We start from the raw sequence: 18,099 nt of genomic DNA, 5'->3' as shown, positions 1-18,099 counted from the left end.
AAATGAACGTATTATCTGCATTTCAAAACGACCTATTTTTAAGTGAGGAAGAAAAACAAACGGGATTTTGGGTACAAGACAACCTACATATCGCACATGCGCTAAGTCCTTTATACGCTTCCTTTCAGCTTCCGGCAATGACTTATGGGACAAAGCAAGGTTTTGAAACGTTAAAACTGCCTATCTATCAATTTGTAGTGAAATTAGCTGATGGAAAAATGTATCAGCAAAATATCCCGTTTCCCGGTGACGCAAATGATCGCTTAAAGGAGCACCAAGAAGCAGTGAAGCCGCTGTTACCTCGACTTAAACCTAGATTATACGAGTACGTTAATAAGGTGTTTTTACCTTTTTATACGGAAGTTAAAAGAAATGCAGAACGTCCTTTATCTTTAAAAGAAGCAGAAGAAAAAGTAAAAGAACTGCATGATTTTTATAAAAAAGCTTGGCAGCTTCACTTTGAAATTGTCATGCCAAGAAGTGATTTAGGAATGATGTTAGAAGAGCTATATGGAGCCTTGACCGGAGATGAGAATACCGCTTACGTATATGATCTGCTGGAAGGCGTAATGAACAAGTCACTTGAAACGGATCAAGCACTGTGGGAACTAACTGACAAAGTCAAAGATTCTAATCAATTAAAACAAGCTTTTACGGAGCAGAAGTCAGAAGACATAGAAGCAAATCTATTAGGCACAGCTGAAGGCAGAGAATTTTTAAAGAATCTGCAAAGCTTTTTGAATGAGTATGGCTATCGTTCTGCAAATTCGCATGAGTTTATTGATGAGACGTGGGTAGAGAATCCTTTACATGCGCTATCGATTATTGCTGGCTATGTGCGTAAAGATTACGACTTCAAGAAAAATTATGAAGATGTCGTAAAAAAGAGAGAAGAAAGCTATCGTGATGTACTCGCAAAAATGCCGGAGTGCGAAGAAAAAGAGCAGTTTAAGCTGTTTTATGGCTGGGCTTTGGACGCATGGGGGTTGGATGAAGACCATCATTTTTATATCGATGCGATGCTGCCTGCTACGGCAAGACTGTTTTTGCTGAATGTAGGAACTCTTTTAGCTGATCACCAAGTGATTCATCAGCCTCAAGATATTTTTCATTTTTATTACGATGAATTGCTGGAAGTATTAAAAACGCCCGTGGCGTCTCATGAACTGATCATCAATAGAAAGCAGGAGTTTGAAGAAAATCGTCATAAAAAAACGCCGCCTGCTTATGGAACGCCTCCTCAAACAGGAGAAGATCCTTTATTGGAGCGGGTATTCGGAAAAATGGGGCCTCCAGAAGTAGATGAAACGCAAAAAATCTTTAAAGGAAGTGCCGCTTCAAGAGGTGTTTATACGGGAGTGGTAAAAATCATTTCAGACCCAAGTCAATTTTCTAAACTTAAACAAGGAGATATTCTTGTGTGTGAAACAACAGCACCGGCTTGGACCACGTTATTTTCGCTTGCTGGCGCAATTGTAACCAATGCAGGAGGAATTTTATCTCATGCAGGAACAGTGGCCCGTGAATATAAACTTCCAGCGGTTCTTGGCACAAAAGTAGCCGTGGATCTACTAAAAGACGGAGATGTTGTTACCGTAGACGGAACTAACGGAGTGGTGACGATTGAACAGCAGTAAGCCGTCTTTGATTATCTTTTCTATTTTAACAGGAACTTTTTTAATTCCCGTTAATTCCACTATGATTGCGGTAGGCTTACCGTCTATTGCCAAAGCGCTTCATCTTTCCATCGTACATGTATCAGTAGTGGTAACGATCTATTTAATTGTGATGGCAGTTGCTCAGCCTATTGCGGGGAAACTTGGGGATCTATATGGAAATAAAACGATGTTTGTAGCTGGAATGAGTATTTTTCTAGTGGGGTCTGCCGCCTGTGTGTTTTCATATAACTTACTTTCACTCACGGTCTTTCGAACGCTGCAAGCATTAGGAGGCGCACTAGCTACGCCTAACGCAACAGCCATTATGAGACACAGTTTGCCAAAAGAAAAGCTTGGAAGAACGCTTGGGTTATTTGGATTATCAATGGGGCTAGGAGCAGCTGTAGGGCCTGTATTAGGTGCCTTTTTAATTAAGTATCTTGGGTGGACGTCGATTTTTTGGTTTAACGTTCCTTTTGCTGTTCTGTCGTTGATTTGTTCATTTATATACGTGCCGTCTAACGTAAAACAAAAAGCAAAAATGCTGGATATAGGGGGCGCTTTTTTACTTGGAGTAAGCATGACGAGCTTTACGCTAATGCTGACGCACCGTGATTTGTTTAATGCTTGGACTATTTTCATATGCATAGCGTCTATCGTTCTTTTCATTGTGCAAGAACGCAAGGTCCAAGAGCCGCTGATTGATTTTAAGCTTTTTAAGGTTCGGCCCTTTTTTTCTTCAAATCTTTCCATTCTATGCAGTAATTTTATGATGTATAGTACCATTTTGTTTGTTCCGCTTTTGCTAGAGAAGCAGTATGATATTCGTTTAATTGGTTTGCTTCTTTTCTTTTTTTCATTAGCCATGTCTATTTCTTCTTGGCTGGGAGGATTGTTAGCAGAAAAGGTAGGGAAAGAACATCCGATACGATTATCGTTTCTTATTTCACTGCTTGCGGCGATGCTTTATTTTCACTTAGCGAATGCCTCCATTTCTTATACAATTGTATCTTTATTAGTAGGAGGAGTGGGAGCAGGGATCGGTGTTTCATCTATGCAGGCTATGAATATTCAATCTGTCAAAAAAGAGCAATCAGGCACTGCATCGGGCATTTATTCCACTTTTCGTTATGTTGGAGGAATGTTAGCTTCAGCTGCGGTGAGCTTGTTAGTAGGTACTACTGGTCTATTGGTGGTTCTATGTATAGCTGGAATAGCAGGATTCCTTGTGTCGTTAGTTGGAAAAGAAAAAGAAAAGCAAGTTTCCTTGTCCAAAGACGTTTTTAAATAAAAAAGAATAGCCAGCCGAGAAGCAGACATTCATTTTATTGCAGGTCCTGAAAATGATGATGTGCTGGTCCAAAGGCTATTCTATTTTTTAGTTATCGCTCTTTTTTCAATTTTACACACCCACCGGTAATACTGCACCACCATCCAAAACAACAGCGGGTTTAAGAAAAGCGAATACCACCACGTCCACCATCCATAGTGAAAATACCCCCAAGGAGCAGGGAGAAGGGCCACTACTTCATAAAGTAAAACAGCAACCGACCAAAGTAAAATATAAGCGGCTTTTTTTGTGAGCTTCCCGGCAAAAGGATAGTAAGTAAGAAAAAGCATGTTTACAGGCGGAATGAGAACGGTATAGGCAAAAATACCTTGCCAGTCTGTCTCTTGTGTAAAATACCAGTAGCCGTGAAATTTGAAATTAATGAAGACGTCAAAGATATGCTGAGCAGCAATGGTGAACATCCAAATGTGAACAATTTGATTTGCCGTTAAGCGCTTATTTGTTTTGAAGGCAAGAATGTTAAATATTAAAACAGAAAGAATTAATCCAATCATAGTACTTCTCCTTTTGGCTTCTTGACTACATTGTATAATTTTAGGAGATTAAAACCAATAGAGAAATGAAAATATTATGAATTTTATGCAGTATTTTCCGCGTTGATAGATTGTACATTTTTTCAATTTCTTAAAAAGGCAATCACAAGCAAAAGAGCCGGTATGACGATTTGAAACGAAAGATGTAAAGTAAATGGACCGATTTTTAATCCTTGATGGACATGTTTAAAATAGTTTTGAGCAAGAGACAATGAATAAAACAAAACGACTAAGCCGATTGGAGATACAAGCGGTGACGGGTTTTTAAGCTTAAACACATGAGAAAGGCCCAGCACAGTAGCATAGAACAATAGACCGATTTTAAAGAACGTTCCAGTGATTAAAGTGAAAGCGTTTGTAAATAAACAGGGATATTTTGTTAAAAATTAAGTATGTTAGCCGAAGATATAAGAGAGAAGTACGTAAAAGGAGAGAACGCGTTGGATTTATTTGAAGTTATATTAAGTATACATATTGGACTCGGTATAATTTGTTTGCTTTCAGGAATGGTGTCTATGCTAGCGGCTAAGAAAAAAGGACGGCATACCAAATGGGGAGAAGTGTATCACGGTTCTTATGCAGCACTAGCTGCCACAGCTATCATTTTAGCGATTTGGAAATGGAATGAAATTGCTTATTTATTTTATATTGCCGTGTTTTCATACGGATTAGCGATCTACGGCTATGTAGCACGCAAGCAAAAATGGAAGAGCTGGCTTCAACACCATATTCGCGGTATGCTGGGGTCTTATATCGGCGCCGTTACCGCGCTGCTTGTGAATATTGGAGACAGTATTCCGCTGTTAAACAAGCTTCCCGACCTTTCATATTGGTTTTTGCCGACGATTATTGGCAGTCCGCTTATTTACATAGTCGCAAGACTCTATAGAAAAACTCCTTCCGTTTCTAAAAAAATATCATACTAACCAAAAAAGCCTTTTACCGCAAAAGGCTTTTTTCTGTTGCGAACATTTGTGCTATGATAGAGAAGCAAGGAGGCTGCAGCATGAAAGAAAATCATCAGTTTACCATACATACGGATAAAGAAAAGCTTGATATAGATGTCATCTACTCGTACCTTCATCATGAATCATACTGGGCAAAAGGAATTCCGCTTCACCTTGTTCAAACGTCTATTGAACATTCCATTTGTTTTGGCGTGTATGATGAGTGCGATAAACAAGTAGGGTTTGGACGGATTATTTCAGATTTTGCGACGTTTGCTTATTTGGCGGATGTGTTTATTCTGCCGCACGCCCGAGGCAACGGGCTTGGAAAAGCGCTGGTACAAGAAATGATTCGCTATCAGCCGATTCAACACGTACGAAAAATTTTATTGGCAACAAAAGATGCTCACGGTTTGTACAGTCAGTACGGATTTAAAGAAGTTAAAAATAAGCAGCTGTTTATGCAAATTTTTAAAAAAGGCATGTACGAGCGGGCGCTTTATTCAAAAGAAAATAAAATACTGCCTGGAAAAGAGGGATAAGTATGGCTGAAGAGTTACGTAAAAGCGTATTTAATGAAGAATTGATTACGCACTTAAGCGACGCTTTTTCACGTGAAATGAGTTCATTTGATAAAAAAGGATTTCATGAACTGGTTTTTCAACAGGACTGGGAAGACTTAGCGCTGAAAGAGCGCATGAGAAGAATTACGCTTTCCATGCATGAAGTGCTGCCAGCGGATTATGAAGAAGCGCTTCATATTCTATATAAAGTAGCTCCAACGGTAGGAGGACTTCAAGGCACGATTTTTCCAGATTATGTTGAACTTTACGGATTGAACGCTTGGGAAGTTTCAATAAAAGCACTCGCTTTTTTTACACCGTTTTCCACATCAGAATTTGCGGTGCGTCCGTTTTTAATTCAAGATCAAAAACGGATGCTTGAGCAAATGATTGAATGGGCAGGAGATGAAAACCATCATATTCGCAGATTAGCAAGCGAAGGGAGCCGGCCTAGACTTCCATGGGGACAATCGGTACCTGCGTTAAAGCAAGATCCGAAGCAAACGCTGCCGATTTTAGAGCAGTTAAAATGCGATGAATCGCTCTATGTCCGAAAAAGCGTAGCCAACCATTTAAATGATATTTCTTACATAGAAAAAGATTGGATGCTTGACGTGATGAAAAGATGGTACGGAAAAGACGTTAAAACCGATTGGATCGTTAAACATGCGTGCCGTTCACTTTTGAAAAAAGGAGACCCTGAAGCTCTGTCTCTTTTTGGCTATGGAGATGACCCAGGAGTAAATGTCACAGGGCTTAGCTTACAGCCGCATGTCATTACGATTGGTGATAGCATTAACTTTTCCTTTGACTTATCGGTAGAAAAAAACATGCCGCTTCGCATAGAGTATGGAATTCATTACGTAAAAGCAAAAGGAAACCGCACTCAAAAAGTGTTTATGCTAAAAAATGTTCAAGCAAAAGCAGGCCAAACGCTGACAGTCACAAAAAAGCATGCGTTTAAAGATTTAAGTACACGAAAACATTACAGCGGTACGCATACGCTTTCTGTTATTGTAAACGGAGTGATAAAAGCAGAAGCGGACTTTGTGATAGAGTAGAGACTGAAAAAATTAGTTTAGGTGAATTTAAACACGAACTATCTATCGAAAATTGATTAATAGTTCGTGTTTTTTTATTAAGATGGTGAACGTAGGTCTCATGTATGTAGCTGCTTCTAGCTGTTGATTGGAGGGTAAGGCGAAGACTCCCGCGGAAAGCGAAGTCTTGCATGGAAATCAACTGCGGTGGGAAAAGCGGTTTAGATCATTTATCCTGATTGGTCGTCTTCATATGGAGTTGGGTTTGTTATGTCCCAATCTCTTTGTTATAAAATCGTACTCCTCTCTTACATTAAAATAGTCAAAAAGGTTCAGCTCCCTTATCTTGAAGTTATTTCCTTAAACGGTATAATTATTTATGTAACATTTTAAATATTTTAAAAATTTAAAATGTCTAACCAAGGGGATGGGGAGGAGTAAATGAATGAAAAAAAATGTAAAACGAACAGCCGTGCCGGCTCTTTTGTCGATTGGATTATTGCTGTCGCCGCTTGCGGTACAAGCTGAGATGCCTTATTACGGAAAAGACTATAGTCAGCCGGAAAAAATTAAAGCGCTTTATCCAGAAATAAAGGTGAATGAAGCAACGCCGGCATTTATGAAAGGACAAGACGCATTTACGACTCAAGAAGAAATGATGAGCTATGTTCAAAAGCTTGCTCATAAAAGTCCGTACGTAAAGCTGAAGATTATCGGTAAATCACAGCAAGGACGAGACATTCCGGCTCTGTATTTTTCAAAGGAAAAGAAATTTGCGGATGGAAAAACATCCAAAAAGCCAACGATTTGGCTTCAAAGTCAAATTCATGGTAATGAACCGGCAAGCGGTGAATCCGTACTCGCCGTTGCGACGCGTTTGACAGAAGACTTTGGAAAAGATGTGCTAAATAAAGTGAACATCGTCATTGTGCCGCGCATTAATCCAGACGGATCTTATGCATTTAAACGTCAGCTAGCAAATAATTTAGATGGAAACCGCGACTACATAAAGCTTGAAAGCCCGGAAGTGCAGAGCGTACGAGCTGAATTTAACCGTTTTTCACCGGAAGTCGTCATTGATGCTCATGAATATACGCCTTACAGCAGCGGATTTAAAAATATCGGTAAAGAAGGCGTGTGGAAGTATCACGACATTTTACTGCAGTCCGGTCGAAACTTAAATATTCCGCAGCGCATTCGAGACGTGTCTGATGAGCTGTTTGTGAACAGTACGCTTACAGCCATTGAAAAGCAAGGATATTCAGGAGAAGTATACTATACGTCTCAAGTGAATAAACAAGGGCAGCTTGAAGTGGAAGAAGGCTCAGTTGAACCGCGAATTGGCCGAAACTCACTAGGCTTGTATCCTTCGTTTTCGTTTTTAGTTGAAAGCAGAGGGATCGGTATTGGACGAGAAGATTTTCCGCGGCGAGTGAGTGCACAAATTGCTACGCAAGAAAAGCTGATTACCCAAACAGCTGATCACGCCAAACAAATTAAGGCGCTGATTGCAAAAGAAAAAGCGGCGCTTGTTAAAAAAGGAAAAAATGCAAATGATCATGACCCAATTGTTGTAAACAGTGAAAATGAAAAAATACCAAACTCCACGTTAGAAATGGTCGATGTGGAAAGTGCGTCTGTTAAAGAAGTTCCCGTGACGTACTACAGTGCAAAAGAAGCAACGCCGACGCTTGTCCGCGAACGTCCGACTGCTTATCTTTTAAAACCAGGACACGAAGATGTAGCAGCAAAACTGCAGGGACAAGGCGTAAAAGGCTTCAAATTAACGAAAGAAACGGTTCTTTCAGTAGAAGCGTATAACGTCAGCAGCCGCATAGAAAATGAAGCCTACGAAAACAAGCCAAATGTAGATGTGCAAACAATCGTCAAGTCAAAAACAGTAACGTTTCCAAAAGGAAGCTACGTCTTTTTAACCTCTCAGCCGCAAAACAATTTATTGTCTCTATCGCTTGAACCGGAATCGGTGGACAGTTTCACGACGTTTGGGTATTTGCCTTCAGAAGTAGGACAAGAGCTTGATGTTTACCGATTTACGCGTTCAATTGAAAAATCGCCTTTGCAAAAAGAATCCCGTAAATAATGAAAAAGCATGGAGCTTGGCTTCATGCTTTTTTTTATTGATGTCTAAGAAGAAACCCACTCTCCGCCGTTTACATGCAGCGTTTGTCCCGTGACAAACCGTGAGTCGTCGCTTGCGAGATACACGTAGGTTGGAGCAAGTTCAAACGGCTGCCCTTGGCGCTCCATCGGATTGTCCACTTGCGTTACTTGATCAGCTGAAAAGCTTGCTGGAATGAGCGGCGTCCAAATGCGCCCCGGCGCTACGGCGTTTACGCGAATGCCGTCTTTAATCAGGCTATTGGAAAGTGCACGAGTGAAACCGACAATGGCTCCTTTAGTTGCCGTATAGTCAATTAACTGTTCATAGCCTTTATACGTCACAATTGAAGCAGTATTAATAATCGAGCTGCCGGCTTTTAAATGAGGCAGAGCGGCACGCGTCGTGTAAAAGTGCGAGTAGATATTCACTTTAAATGTATGATCAAACTGCTCATCGGTGATGTCTAAAAGACTCATCTGCTGAAACTGAACGCCTACGTTATTGCACAAAATATCAAGCTGACCGAACGTTTCTACCGTTTTTTCGACGATGTCTTTACAGTGCTGTTTGTCCCGCACGTCGCCGGGAAGCAGCACACATTTTTGACTCAGTTCTTCAATCCTTGCCTTCGTTCGATTTGCATCTTCATGTTCATCTAAATAAGCAATCGCAACGTTTGCTCCTTCTTTAGCGAAGGCAATGGCAGCGGCTGCTCCGATTCCGCTGTCACCGCCTGTAATGAGAGCAATTTTTCCTTTTAGCTTGCCGCTTCCTTTGTAATGCGGATTTTCGATAATGGGACGCGGAACCATCAAACTTTCTAACCCGGGCTGGCGAAGCTGCCGCTGTTCAGGAACCGTAATCGGAACGTCTTCATAGCGCGTAATTTTTCCGTAATTCGGCTGCATCGGATACCCTTGCTTGTCCTGATAAAATTCATTGTTTGGACACATAAAACAACCTCCTCAAAAAGCATCACTCTTTCACTCTATGACATAGATCGATCTCTCATGCATACGTATAAAGAGTGTAGAATGCGAGAAAGAAGGGGAGTTCATGCGATATTACTACAGTGAAGAAGTGAAGCTATTGCTAATGGACGGGTCAAATCAGACGGTGGAAGTAATCTATAACTCTGATTCTCGGCCTTTTCTGCTACCGCTTTTAGGACCTCGTCCGCCTTTTTATGTAAACCCTCGCTATGAGAAGTATCTGCCTGTTTTATAGTACAAAGAGCCCTTCTGCATGAAGGGCTTTTAAATTGACCTTCTCTTTTATTTTCCTCGTGAGTGCTCACGTGATTCCTGGCGGTTTTTTCTTCTTCTAGATAGGAAATAAATAAAAAAGCCGATTAATACAAGAAACGTGATAAGCAAAATACTAGTAGGAAAGTAAAGAGAGCCTATCTGAATTCCCAAATAGTTTAACATCGTTAATAACTTCCTTTCTTGATAGAAATGGTTTATTTTACTAAATACCCTTATATGCTATTAAAAAACGTTTCCGCTGTTTTAGTAGGGAATCGACTGACTCTGTGCGCCAATCACCACGATATGTCCTTGTTTCATCTCTTCTTTATACCGGTTTGCTTCTTGATTAGATAAGCCGAGAGAAGCCATTTTTGAAAGTAGCTCATCTTCTCTTGAGAGAAGCATGTTTACCGCTGTTTCAAAAATACCTTGCTCTGCCATTCTGTACTTTTTTGTATGTGTTGCCTCCGTTAAATTCTGAGCCCATTCTTTATCGTAGGCCAGCAGGTAAATATCTTTGCTTGTAAATCCTTTTTTTAAAAAAGAATGGATGATGCAGGTTGCCTCCTCTTGGTTTTCTGCTATTTCAATGTGTTTCATATACCAACCAAACCTCCTAATAAAAGATATTTCTGAAATACATCTTCTACTCATTCTGTAGCCTTTGTTTCCAACTTTAAACTTGTTTTCTATGAATTTTCTAAGATAGTAAAAGAGAATAGAAACATCATAAATTTTTAAAAAAAGATGTTTGAACTTCAAAACAGAAGGCTAAACGTAGACTATACTAAAAAGTTCCATCAAAAATAGGAGGAGATTAAAATGAATTTACAAGATCAACAAACACAAGGTCAGCCCCAGCAAACGCAAGACCGCCAGCCGGGTATCGAAAGCGAGATGAATCCTCTCCCTATTTATGAGGATGACAATTACATTGGTACAGGAAAATTAAAAGGAAAAGTAGCGCTAGTTACCGGAGGAGACAGCGGAATTGGACGAGCTGTATCCATTGCTTATGCGAAAGAAGGAGCGGACGTAGCCATCGTTTACTTAAACGAACATAGCGACGCCGAGGAAACAAAAGCCCGCATTGAAGAAGAAGGTGTAAGATGTCTGCTGATTGCAGGAGACGTAGGAGACGAATCGTTCTGTAACGAAGCGGTAGAAAAAACAGTAAGTGAGCTTGGAAAGCTTGATATTCTTGTGAACAATGCAGGAGAGCAGCATCCAAAAGAAAGCATTAAAGAAATTACAAGTGAACAGCTTGAACGAACGTTCAAAACGAACTTTTATTCATACTTTTATTTTACGAAAAAAGCGCTTGATTACTTAGGAAAAGGCAGTGCGATCATTAATACAACGTCAATTAATCCTTACCGCGGAAATCCTCAGCTGATCGATTATACGGCGACAAAAGGTGCAATCAACGGCTTTACGCGCAGCATGGCGCAAGCGCTTGTCAAAGATGGCATTCGCGTTAATGCTGTAGCGCCGGGACCAATCTGGACACCGCTTATTCCGTCTACTTTCTCAGGTGATAAAGTAGGAGAATTCGGTACCGATACGCCGATGGGCAGACCTGGGCATCCTGTGGAGCACGTAGGCTGCTATGTACTGCTAGCTTCAAATGATTCATCTTATATGACCGGTCAAACGCTTCATGTCAACGGCGGAGATTTCATGAACACATAATTGCACCACCTATAGTAAAGGAGGAGAAAAGATGGGAGAACGCCAGAAAAGATCTATATCAAATGCACCTAAAAAAAGAGATGAAACGGAACAGCGTGTAACAGATCAAGACGAAACGTTATTTGAACGTTTCAAAGAAGAAGAAACGGTGGATCCTATGCCAATGGAAGACATAAGACTTGAACAAAAAGAAGAGAAAAATAAAACGAAAACGAAAGATGAATCAGGTTCTGAAAACATTCATCATAGAAAATAAAAAACAGCCTTCTCGGGCTGTTTTTTTGTTTGTCTCCCTATATTAATGAGTGCTAGAAGCAATTACAATTTTTGAATCATCTTCTAATGCCTGAGCAAGATTCGATTTAATTCGTATATGATCAAATTTCAGTCCAAGCTGCATCGCAGTAGTAGCTAATTCAGGGCGAATGCCCGATAAAATTGATTTAACGCCGATTAAATCAAGCGCATTTATCAGCTGAAACAGCTCGTGTGCGACCATTGTATCAATCATCACAACTCCTGACAAATCAATATACAAATGAGCGATTTGCTTCTCTGCACACTGTTTTAACGTGCTTTCTAGGATCATTTTGGCTCTTGCCGTATCAATATCGCCGACTAACGGTAAAAGAGCAACGTCTTTTTTAATCACAATAACAGGTGAACTTAATTCATGAATCATTTCCTGCTGCGAGCGGAGGCGGTTTGATGCGTACTCCTGCGCTTCTGTGATGAATTTCAAAATAATAATATCAAATACCCTTACTACTTTTTCATTCCACACATCAATATGCTGCTGAGTGATGTCATCGTTAAGTTCTGCAAACCGTCGAATATACTCACAGTATTGTTTGCGGACGTTCATAAATTCTTTAATAATACTTTGAATGGGTGTTCTGATATGTTCTTGGTCTTTGGCAACTTTATTTAGCCACGTGTTAAAAGATTCAAAAAAGCTTTTTTCATCTTCTATAAAGACGTTGCTAATATATAAATGAAATTCATAGTTTTGCGCTTTTAAGCGTTGAATGACATCGGGGTTACTAGAGGTATATACGCCTTCAGAAGACTTTTTGTCCAAAGATTCATACCATTCTTCCGTCATATTTGGTGCATTTTCTAGCAGATAAGAACGTAAAGCGATATCTTTCTTCACTGTTATTCTCCTCTCAAACTGATAAAGCATTGCGCATGTGAGCAACGTATTTATTATAGCACCTTTTTTATAAAGATGGATATGAAATGTATGTTTATTTTGCGTGATAGGTTTTAAATGATTGTATATAGGGAAAAATTCTAATAAAAGGGGAAAGAGGGAAAGTATGAATACCGTGACGAACGATCAATGGAAATGGTATCAGTTTGATTTAGAAGAAGCAGATGGAATAGCTGATATAATCAAAGACTATCAGTATCCAAGAGATGAATGGTTTTGCCAGCAGCTGCAAAAGAAAAATTCTAATCATATTCAAGTAGATGTCGTAGGGGGAAGTGAGCTCATTTATGGTTCACTAATTTATCATAAGAAGTCGTTTGATCAAAAAAATTACGATTCGTTTCATTTTTATATCACCGAGGAGTTTATTATAACGGCAGGAATTGATTTGGAAATCCTACAAGACACCCATCATGAACGAATGATTGACCGCATGAAGCAGTCTGCTAACACGGCAGAAAGCTTTTTTATTCTTTTAGGCGAAATTATGAAAAAGCACTTAAACGGGTTTGATCAGTTTGAAAGTCATTTCAGAGAGCTTCTGTGGGAAGTGCGCCATAATAATAACATTGACGTGTTAGATGACATTCATAAAGCCCGGTATGACCTGCTTATATGGACAAATTTAATTAGCTCTGTTCGAGAAGTCACAATGGGAATAGAAGAAGCATTTCATAAAAAAATTAACCAAACGGTCGAATATCAGCGGATGTGTAAAAAAATCGAAATCGGCTTAACGCTAATTGAACAATATCAAAAAGAATTTGACGCGTTAATTAAATTAGAAGAAGTTGTGTCTACTCATCGAGGAAATGAGATTATGAAAGCTTTAACGCTGCTGACAGCAATCAGTACGCCTTTAACGGCTTTTGGAGCTCTTTGGGGAATGAACTTTAAAGGGATGCCGGAGCTTGACTGGAAGTTTGGCTATGTCTACGCACTCATTTTAATTGTTCTTTCAACCGTGGCCATTTATCTCTATTTACGAATGAAAGGGTGGACGGGCGATCTGTTAAAAGGAAGAAAAAAGAATTCATTTTTTAAATAAGCTTCAAGAAAAAGCAGCCGCTTAATAAGCGGCTGCTTTGTTGTCTGTTATCCTCGCCTCCACGTCGTAGGCTCACCTGAACGAAGGCATCTTGGAAATAAATCGTTTTCTTTTAGCTTTACTTGATTGCCGTTTTCGTCGGTATAGCGACCGGTTTGCGGAACCAATTCTCCGGTTGAAAAGGCGTCATCTACAGGCTTCCACGTCGTTGATTCACGTGTATGTGGGCAAGGTGTAAAAAGATCATCTTTTTGAAAGAGTTTAATTTCACCTTCCGCACAAACGTAAGCGCCCGATTCTGGTACAGCTTCACTCGTTCGATAAATGTTCTGTACGGTCTTCACACGCATCCAACCTTTCTTTTTGGTTAGTTGTATTTTAGTGTTCCGGTCGTGGCGTCCATGTACGTACGGTCTTCTATAATATCCGAGTCGTCTAGCTTTCTAAAAGGAGCGCAGTAGCATACAACACCCGTCTCGATTTCAATTTCTTGAAATCCGTACGCACGGCAAAGGTATTCACCGACAGCGCTTGGAGCTGGATGCGTATCCAACTCATCTAATGCTTCATTAAACATCTCTAAAAATTCTTTTTTCGAAAATTTCTTCTCATGATGCAGTGTTACTGGATCTCCAGAATCTGTTCCTTGTGCTAACGCGTAAAAATACATCGTCCTCACTCCTTGCATATATATAGTCGAGCTTTTTCTGAATTGTAGAAACATTGATTGTTAGTAAGTAAATTCCCTTAAATAAAAGAAATAAACGCATTTGCTAGAAAACGGTTTCTTCATGAGCATTATCTCAAAGAGAATTCAGTGCTATCAGCGTTTGATAGCAAGCTGCCACAGGGTGATAATCGGCTTTAGGAGCGGGGCTTTTTTTCGAGCTGTAGCGTTCGTTTTGCTGATTTAACAGCTGATACCACCCTCCATATGTGTGATCGATAAAGTGTTTCTGACAGTAGGAGAACAGGGCGTCGTATGCTTTCCAATATCCGCTGTCTCCGGTTTTTACCCCAAGCAGTGAAGCCGCAGAAATGGCTTCGGCCATCACCCAGTAGTTTTTATCCCAATCAATGACCTCTTCTTGAGGAGACAGCGCAAAGTAAAGACCTCCGTACCTAGCATCCCAGCCTCGGTTCCAGCCCTTATCAAATAAATCTTTTGCACGTTCTGTCATCCAGTTTTCCGAACGGTGCCGATCAAGCCATAAAAGCAGCTTGCTCCATTCAAACTGATGTCCTGGTATAAAGCCGTACGGACGAAATTCATCCTTTGTATTGTTTTTATTGTATTCCCAATCTGGCTGCCAGTCTGTATCATAATGCTCCCAGATCATGCCGCCAGATCGTTCAGCAAGCTGCTGAGTAACGCCTTTTGCAAGCGTGTACGCTCGGTCTAAGTATTTTTTATCTCTTGTTGCTTCAAAGGCAGAAAGCATCGCTTCACATATATGCATATTTGCATTTTGGCCGCGATATAAAGAAGAGGCTGACCACGATGCGTCCCATTCATCTCGGTAAAAGCCGTGCGTTTCTTCCCAAAAGTACTTTTCCATCACGTCATATACCTGTTCAATTGTTTCTTTTGCTTCTTGAATGCCGGCTTGATACGCGATGGAAGAAGCTAAAAGAGCAAAAGCGTGGCCATATGCTTGTTTAGAATCATCTTTTACTTCTCCGTCATCGGCTATTTCAAAAAAATACCCGTCGTGCTCTCTATCATAATGGTTGTTTTGTAGAAAACGAATGCCGTGCTGAGCTGCTTCTTTGCACCAATCCGGTCCGTTTAAAAGAGCCCCTACACTGAAGATATAAATAAAGCGCGCCGTACTTACCAAGTGTTTTGAATGCGTGTTGTTGACGGTGCCGTCGTCGTAGTATTCATGGATATACCCGCCGTTTTTCTTGTCAATACAAGCGGGGTAGTAGAAACGAAGCGTATCAAAAATATGCTGTTTTAATGTGGGGGGTTCTCGAAACGCAGTTGAGGAAAAATCCGTTGCCGTGTTCATTTTATCACCATCTCAATCTTTGTTTTTAGTTATTTTTTACCCTAAGAATTTGGGAGTAAACGTAAGGGTTTTTTTGCTGTTTCTGCTCTATTATTCTATTTTTGTTGAAAATGTATCAGTTTGGAAACAAGTTTGAAATATTTTGATATACTTTTGACACGATTATCCGGTATTCTAAAAGTACGTGCTAGCTGGAACGAAGTAATGGTAAGCCTCTAGACGTCGAATAATTTTACTTAATGTTGTTTAGTTAAGGTTGAGCTTAAACATCGGATCCTGTTTTCACTTAACCTATTAAACTAGCAGCATGTATTTCTATTATATTTTGCAAATGAGGTATAAAAAATGACAGAAGTGAACAAACAAAGATTTTACAAAAAATTAGCGGTAACAGGTCTTGCTTTTACACTTGTAGGGGCAGGAACTCTAGGTCTTCATTCTTTAAATTTTACGGGTGAGCCAACTGTCGCAAGCGCAGCGGCGGAAACATATACAACAACGGCGAATTTAAATATTCGAAGCGGTCCATCGACGTCCAACGCGATTATTGCAACGGTCAAACAAGGCACGCAGCTAACGGTAGTTGGACAAGCAGCAAGCGGCTGGCTGAAAGTAAGCTATCAAGGCAAAACGGGCTACGTAAGCAGTGAGTATGTTAAAAAGTCTGCGAGTTCAACGACCAAAACCTATGTAACAACGGCAAATTTAAATATTCGAAGCGGTCCATCGACTTCAAGCGCGATTGTTGTAACGGTCAAACAAGGCACGCAGCTAACGTCGACAGAACAAGCAGCGAACGGCTGGCTAAAAGTAAGCTATCAAGGCAAAACGGGCTATGTGAGCACGCAATACGTAAAGGAATCAACGGGTTCTTCTGAACCGGCTCCAGCTCCAGCTCCGGCGGCTTCTGTCTATGTGGCAACGGCGAATTTAAATGTTCGAACAACTGCTTCAACTTCTGGTGCTGTCATGGCAACACTTAAAGCCGGCACACAGCTAGACGTAACGGCTAAAGCAGCAAACGGCTGGCTGAAAATTACGTATCAAGGTAAGGCTGGTTATGTAAGCGGTCAATACGTACGAGCATTAGCTGGTATGAAAGTGGTTTCGAACCCTGAAAGCATACAAGTTGTTGTGAATAAACAAAACAAGCTTCCGGAAAACTACGTTCCGAAAGATTTAGTATATACAACGATTCCATTTACATTCAAAGAACAAACGGAAAAGAAAAAAATGCGCAGTGAAGCAGCCGCTGCTATTGCACAGTTATTTGCGGGTGCGAAAAAACAAGGCGTTACGCTTCTTGGCGTATCAGCTTACCGTTCACATGCAACGCAAAGCGCGCTTTTTAGTTCGTATGTTCAAAGAGATGGTTATGATAAAGCGGCAACTTATAGTGCACTGCCAGGCACGAGTGAACATGAAACGGGTCTTGGAATTGATGTAACAAAAGGAGACGGTACATGTGCTGCTCAAGACTGCTTTGGCGGAACAAAAGAAGCAACTTGGCTCGACGCCCACGCAGCAGAATATGGATTTATTATTCGTTATCCAAAAGGAAAAGAAGCGGTAACCGGCTATAAATATGAACCGTGGCATTTGCGATATGTAGGCAAACCAGTGGCGCAGGCGATTAAAAGTAAAGGCATTACGCTTGAAGAATATTACGGAATTAAGTAGTTTAAAAAAGAGGCTAGAATAAAAGTAGCTTAGTTGAAGGAAGATCCGAACGCGTTTGATTCTCTATCAAGAGTCAAACGCGTTCGGATTTTTTAATTGTTTTGGTGAAAGTAGGTTTCATGTATGCAGGTGCTTCTAGCGGTTGAGTGGAGGGCAAGGTGAAGGATCCTGGGGAAAGCAAAGTTTTGCACGGAAATCAACCGCGGTGTAACCAATAACCCCTACGAGCTTCTTTGTCCCATTTGTTCGTCTTTGATTTAGCCATGCCTCACTCTCTTTTATTTTTGTTCATCATGTTTACCCTTCTTGTGAAGGAGGGTAGGTAATGATACAAAAGAACTACTATTTGTACATTAAAAGTTGTGTTTGTGTGCGAAAAGATCTAGTGTATATTTCATACAGAAGTGTAAAGTACAGGGGGCGTTCATCTGTGAAAAAACGAAGGAGATGCATCCTACCATGTTGAAAGATCATATGTTTGAATTTTATTTTGATCAAATGAATGAGCTGGTTTTTTTAGCGGAAGTAAAGAACCAACATCTTTATTATAAAAAAATGAATAAGGCGGCTGCTAAGCTTGTACGGTGCCAAGGAGAAGCGGATATGCGGCTAGAAAGCGTACTCCCTGAGCGGGTGTATCACTCCCTTTACCCTTACTAGCGGAAAATGTTTTTAATCGAATCGCCGACGCATCTGCCTACGTTCACGAGCAAATTCAGCAAACGGCTGCTTCCGCACAGCAAATAGCAGCCGGATCTACGCAGGTGCTCCATGCCGTCAGCGATATGACCGTTTTTGCCAGCCAATCGGCTGCAAGCAGCAGCAGCATTTCTTCTGCTTCCGTGCGTCAGCAGCATTTCTTCTGCTTCCGTGCGTCAGCTGCAATCGCTGCAGATCATTGACCAGACGGCGGAATTTTTAGGTGGGTTAGTTGAAGAACTCGGCAGCGTAACGGAAAAGTTAGCGAAGCAAGCGTGAGTGAGG

Annotated in this window: 21 protein-coding genes; 13 read left to right on the top strand and 8 right to left on the bottom strand. The window is 40.6% G+C overall.

Translation table 11 applies throughout. The annotated features are described in order from the left end of the window. Positions 1-2: 2 nt before the first annotated feature. Positions 3-1,637 (top strand): PEP-utilizing enzyme, encoded by a 1,635-nt coding sequence (locus ACFX4N_RS12145; protein WP_377261485.1) that lies wholly within the window; start codon positions 3-5, stop codon positions 1,635-1,637. Further along, positions 1,624-2,949 (top strand): MFS transporter, encoded by a 1,326-nt coding sequence (locus tag ACFX4N_RS12140; protein ID WP_235567329.1) that lies wholly within the window; start codon positions 1,624-1,626, stop codon positions 2,947-2,949. Before ACFX4N_RS12145 ends, ACFX4N_RS12140 begins: the two co-directional genes overlap by 14 nt. Positions 2,950-3,029: 80 nt before the next feature. Here ACFX4N_RS12140 and ACFX4N_RS12135 read toward each other — a convergent pair whose 3' ends face one another. Further along, the gene (locus ACFX4N_RS12135; protein ID WP_013058206.1) at positions 3,030-3,503 is read right to left on the bottom strand and encodes a hypothetical protein; all 474 of its coding nucleotides are present in this window, start codon (positions 3,501-3,503) and stop codon (positions 3,030-3,032) included. A 122-nt stretch (positions 3,504-3,625) separates the two neighbouring features. Further along, positions 3,626-3,883 carry a GerAB/ArcD/ProY family transporter gene (locus ACFX4N_RS12130; RefSeq protein WP_223269008.1) on the bottom strand — a complete coding sequence of 86 codons (258 nt, stop codon included), beginning with the start codon at positions 3,881-3,883 and terminating at the stop codon, positions 3,626-3,628. 99 nt (positions 3,884-3,982) lie between these two features. Here ACFX4N_RS12130 and ACFX4N_RS12125 point away from each other — a divergent pair, with 99 nt between their 5' ends. The 4 genes from ACFX4N_RS12125 (at position 3,983) to ACFX4N_RS12110 (ending at position 8,193) form a co-directional block, all read left to right on the top strand. Then, on the top strand, positions 3,983-4,468 hold the full coding sequence (locus ACFX4N_RS12125) for a DUF2306 domain-containing protein (RefSeq protein ID WP_274589109.1): 486 nt from the start codon (positions 3,983-3,985) through the stop codon (positions 4,466-4,468). Positions 4,469-4,548: 80 nt separating this feature from the next. Then, positions 4,549-5,031: a GNAT family N-acetyltransferase gene (locus ACFX4N_RS12120; RefSeq protein ID WP_025750834.1), complete on the top strand. Its 483-nt coding sequence runs from the start codon at positions 4,549-4,551 to the stop codon at positions 5,029-5,031. Between the two features lie 2 nt (positions 5,032-5,033). Next, positions 5,034-6,113: a DNA alkylation repair protein gene (locus ACFX4N_RS12115; RefSeq protein WP_057273673.1), complete on the top strand. Its 1,080-nt coding sequence runs from the start codon at positions 5,034-5,036 to the stop codon at positions 6,111-6,113. A 424-nt stretch (positions 6,114-6,537) separates the two neighbouring features. Continuing rightward, entirely contained in the window at positions 6,538-8,193 is a 1,656-nt protein-coding gene (locus ACFX4N_RS12110) for a M14 family metallopeptidase (RefSeq protein ID WP_057273672.1), read from the top strand. A 44-nt stretch (positions 8,194-8,237) separates the two neighbouring features. Here ACFX4N_RS12110 and ACFX4N_RS12105 read toward each other — a convergent pair whose 3' ends face one another. Then, positions 8,238-9,167, bottom strand: coding sequence for an SDR family oxidoreductase (locus tag ACFX4N_RS12105; protein ID WP_013058198.1), 930 nt, complete (start codon positions 9,165-9,167; stop codon positions 8,238-8,240). 103 nt (positions 9,168-9,270) lie between these two features. Here ACFX4N_RS12105 and ACFX4N_RS12100 point away from each other — a divergent pair, with 103 nt between their 5' ends. Then, positions 9,271-9,441: a hypothetical protein gene (locus tag ACFX4N_RS12100; protein WP_171843225.1), complete on the top strand. Its 171-nt coding sequence runs from the start codon at positions 9,271-9,273 to the stop codon at positions 9,439-9,441. A 284-nt stretch (positions 9,442-9,725) separates the two neighbouring features. Here the strand turns inward: ACFX4N_RS12100 and ACFX4N_RS12095 are convergent, their stop codons facing one another. Then, the gene (locus ACFX4N_RS12095) at positions 9,726-10,064 is read right to left on the bottom strand and encodes a YflT domain-containing protein (RefSeq protein ID WP_057273671.1); all 339 of its coding nucleotides are present in this window, start codon (positions 10,062-10,064) and stop codon (positions 9,726-9,728) included. Between the two features lie 222 nt (positions 10,065-10,286). Here ACFX4N_RS12095 and ACFX4N_RS12090 point away from each other — a divergent pair, with 222 nt between their 5' ends. Together ACFX4N_RS12090 and ACFX4N_RS12085 are read left to right on the top strand one after the other, a co-directional pair. Further along, positions 10,287-11,156: an SDR family oxidoreductase gene (locus tag ACFX4N_RS12090; protein ID WP_013058194.1), complete on the top strand. Its 870-nt coding sequence runs from the start codon at positions 10,287-10,289 to the stop codon at positions 11,154-11,156. A 31-nt stretch (positions 11,157-11,187) separates the two neighbouring features. Further along, entirely contained in the window at positions 11,188-11,412 is a 225-nt protein-coding gene (locus ACFX4N_RS12085) for a hypothetical protein (RefSeq protein WP_029323273.1), read from the top strand. A gap of 42 nt (positions 11,413-11,454) precedes the next feature. Here ACFX4N_RS12085 and ACFX4N_RS12080 read toward each other — a convergent pair whose 3' ends face one another. Next, the gene (locus ACFX4N_RS12080; protein WP_013058192.1) at positions 11,455-12,312 is read right to left on the bottom strand and encodes an STAS domain-containing protein; all 858 of its coding nucleotides are present in this window, start codon (positions 12,310-12,312) and stop codon (positions 11,455-11,457) included. 166 nt (positions 12,313-12,478) lie between these two features. On the opposite strand from ACFX4N_RS12080, the gene ACFX4N_RS12075 reads away from it, so the two are divergent. After that, entirely contained in the window at positions 12,479-13,420 is a 942-nt protein-coding gene (locus tag ACFX4N_RS12075; RefSeq protein WP_377261480.1) for a magnesium transporter CorA family protein, read from the top strand. A 47-nt stretch (positions 13,421-13,467) separates the two neighbouring features. On the opposite strand, the gene ACFX4N_RS12070 is transcribed toward ACFX4N_RS12075, so the two are convergent. The 3 genes from ACFX4N_RS12070 to ACFX4N_RS12060 all read right to left on the bottom strand — a co-directional run bounded on the left by ACFX4N_RS12070 (position 13,468) and on the right by ACFX4N_RS12060 (position 15,435). Next, positions 13,468-13,770 (bottom strand): hypothetical protein, encoded by a 303-nt coding sequence (locus ACFX4N_RS12070; protein WP_155660409.1) that lies wholly within the window; start codon positions 13,768-13,770, stop codon positions 13,468-13,470. A 17-nt stretch (positions 13,771-13,787) separates the two neighbouring features. Next, positions 13,788-14,090, bottom strand: coding sequence for a hypothetical protein (locus tag ACFX4N_RS12065; protein WP_013058189.1), 303 nt, complete (start codon positions 14,088-14,090; stop codon positions 13,788-13,790). Between the two features lie 133 nt (positions 14,091-14,223). Then, positions 14,224-15,435, bottom strand: a complete 1,212-nt coding sequence (locus ACFX4N_RS12060; protein ID WP_192100212.1) for an AGE family epimerase/isomerase — start codon at positions 15,433-15,435, stop codon at positions 14,224-14,226. A gap of 345 nt (positions 15,436-15,780) precedes the next feature. On the opposite strand from ACFX4N_RS12060, the gene ACFX4N_RS12055 reads away from it, so the two are divergent. The 3 genes from ACFX4N_RS12055 (at position 15,781) to ACFX4N_RS12045 (ending at position 18,093) form a co-directional block, all read left to right on the top strand. Then, the gene (locus tag ACFX4N_RS12055; RefSeq protein ID WP_053487552.1) at positions 15,781-17,115 is read left to right on the top strand and encodes an SH3 domain-containing protein; all 1,335 of its coding nucleotides are present in this window, start codon (positions 15,781-15,783) and stop codon (positions 17,113-17,115) included. A gap of 459 nt (positions 17,116-17,574) precedes the next feature. Further along, positions 17,575-17,775, top strand: coding sequence for a hypothetical protein (locus ACFX4N_RS12050; protein WP_377261477.1), 201 nt, complete (start codon positions 17,575-17,577; stop codon positions 17,773-17,775). A 135-nt stretch (positions 17,776-17,910) separates the two neighbouring features. After that, positions 17,911-18,093, top strand: a complete 183-nt coding sequence (locus ACFX4N_RS12045) for a hypothetical protein (protein WP_377261475.1) — start codon at positions 17,911-17,913, stop codon at positions 18,091-18,093. Positions 18,094-18,099 lie beyond the last annotated feature (6 nt).

Origin of the sequence: Priestia sp. YIM B13551, assembly GCF_042787905.1 — a bacterium.
Taxonomy (GTDB): Bacteria; Bacillota; Bacilli; order Bacillales; family Bacillaceae_H; genus Priestia.
The sequence above is the reverse complement of the archived record's forward strand: the minus strand, read 5'-3'. Positions and strand labels throughout refer to the sequence as shown.

What these genes read in the sequence shown, in the direction of transcription:
- ACFX4N_RS12055 (WP_053487552.1), top strand. Translation starts at nt 15,781, where the DNA reads ATGACAGAAGTGAACAAACAAAGATTTTACAAAAAATTAGCGGTAACA.
- ACFX4N_RS12110 (WP_057273672.1), top strand. Translation starts at nt 6,538, where the DNA reads ATGAAAAAAAATGTAAAACGAACAGCCGTGCCGGCTCTTTTGTCGATT.
- ACFX4N_RS12070 (WP_155660409.1), bottom strand. Translation starts at nt 13,770, where the DNA reads ATGCGTGTGAAGACCGTACAGAACATTTATCGAACGAGTGAAGCTGTA.
- ACFX4N_RS12135 (WP_013058206.1), bottom strand. Translation starts at nt 3,503, where the DNA reads ATGATTGGATTAATTCTTTCTGTTTTAATATTTAACATTCTTGCCTTC.
- ACFX4N_RS12100 (WP_171843225.1), top strand. Translation starts at nt 9,271, where the DNA reads ATGCGATATTACTACAGTGAAGAAGTGAAGCTATTGCTAATGGACGGG.
- ACFX4N_RS12115 (WP_057273673.1), top strand. Translation starts at nt 5,034, where the DNA reads ATGGCTGAAGAGTTACGTAAAAGCGTATTTAATGAAGAATTGATTACG.
- ACFX4N_RS12145 (WP_377261485.1), top strand. Translation starts at nt 3, where the DNA reads ATGAACGTATTATCTGCATTTCAAAACGACCTATTTTTAAGTGAGGAA.
- ACFX4N_RS12090 (WP_013058194.1), top strand. Translation starts at nt 10,287, where the DNA reads ATGAATTTACAAGATCAACAAACACAAGGTCAGCCCCAGCAAACGCAA.
- ACFX4N_RS12095 (WP_057273671.1), bottom strand. Translation starts at nt 10,064, where the DNA reads ATGAAACACATTGAAATAGCAGAAAACCAAGAGGAGGCAACCTGCATC.
- ACFX4N_RS12105 (WP_013058198.1), bottom strand. Translation starts at nt 9,167, where the DNA reads ATGTGTCCAAACAATGAATTTTATCAGGACAAGCAAGGGTATCCGATG.
- ACFX4N_RS12085 (WP_029323273.1), top strand. Translation starts at nt 11,188, where the DNA reads ATGGGAGAACGCCAGAAAAGATCTATATCAAATGCACCTAAAAAAAGA.
- ACFX4N_RS12075 (WP_377261480.1), top strand. Translation starts at nt 12,479, where the DNA reads ATGAATACCGTGACGAACGATCAATGGAAATGGTATCAGTTTGATTTA.
- ACFX4N_RS12120 (WP_025750834.1), top strand. Translation starts at nt 4,549, where the DNA reads ATGAAAGAAAATCATCAGTTTACCATACATACGGATAAAGAAAAGCTT.
- ACFX4N_RS12060 (WP_192100212.1), bottom strand. Translation starts at nt 15,435, where the DNA reads ATGAACACGGCAACGGATTTTTCCTCAACTGCGTTTCGAGAACCCCCC.
- ACFX4N_RS12065 (WP_013058189.1), bottom strand. Translation starts at nt 14,090, where the DNA reads ATGTATTTTTACGCGTTAGCACAAGGAACAGATTCTGGAGATCCAGTA.
- ACFX4N_RS12050 (WP_377261477.1), top strand. Translation starts at nt 17,575, where the DNA reads ATGTTGAAAGATCATATGTTTGAATTTTATTTTGATCAAATGAATGAG.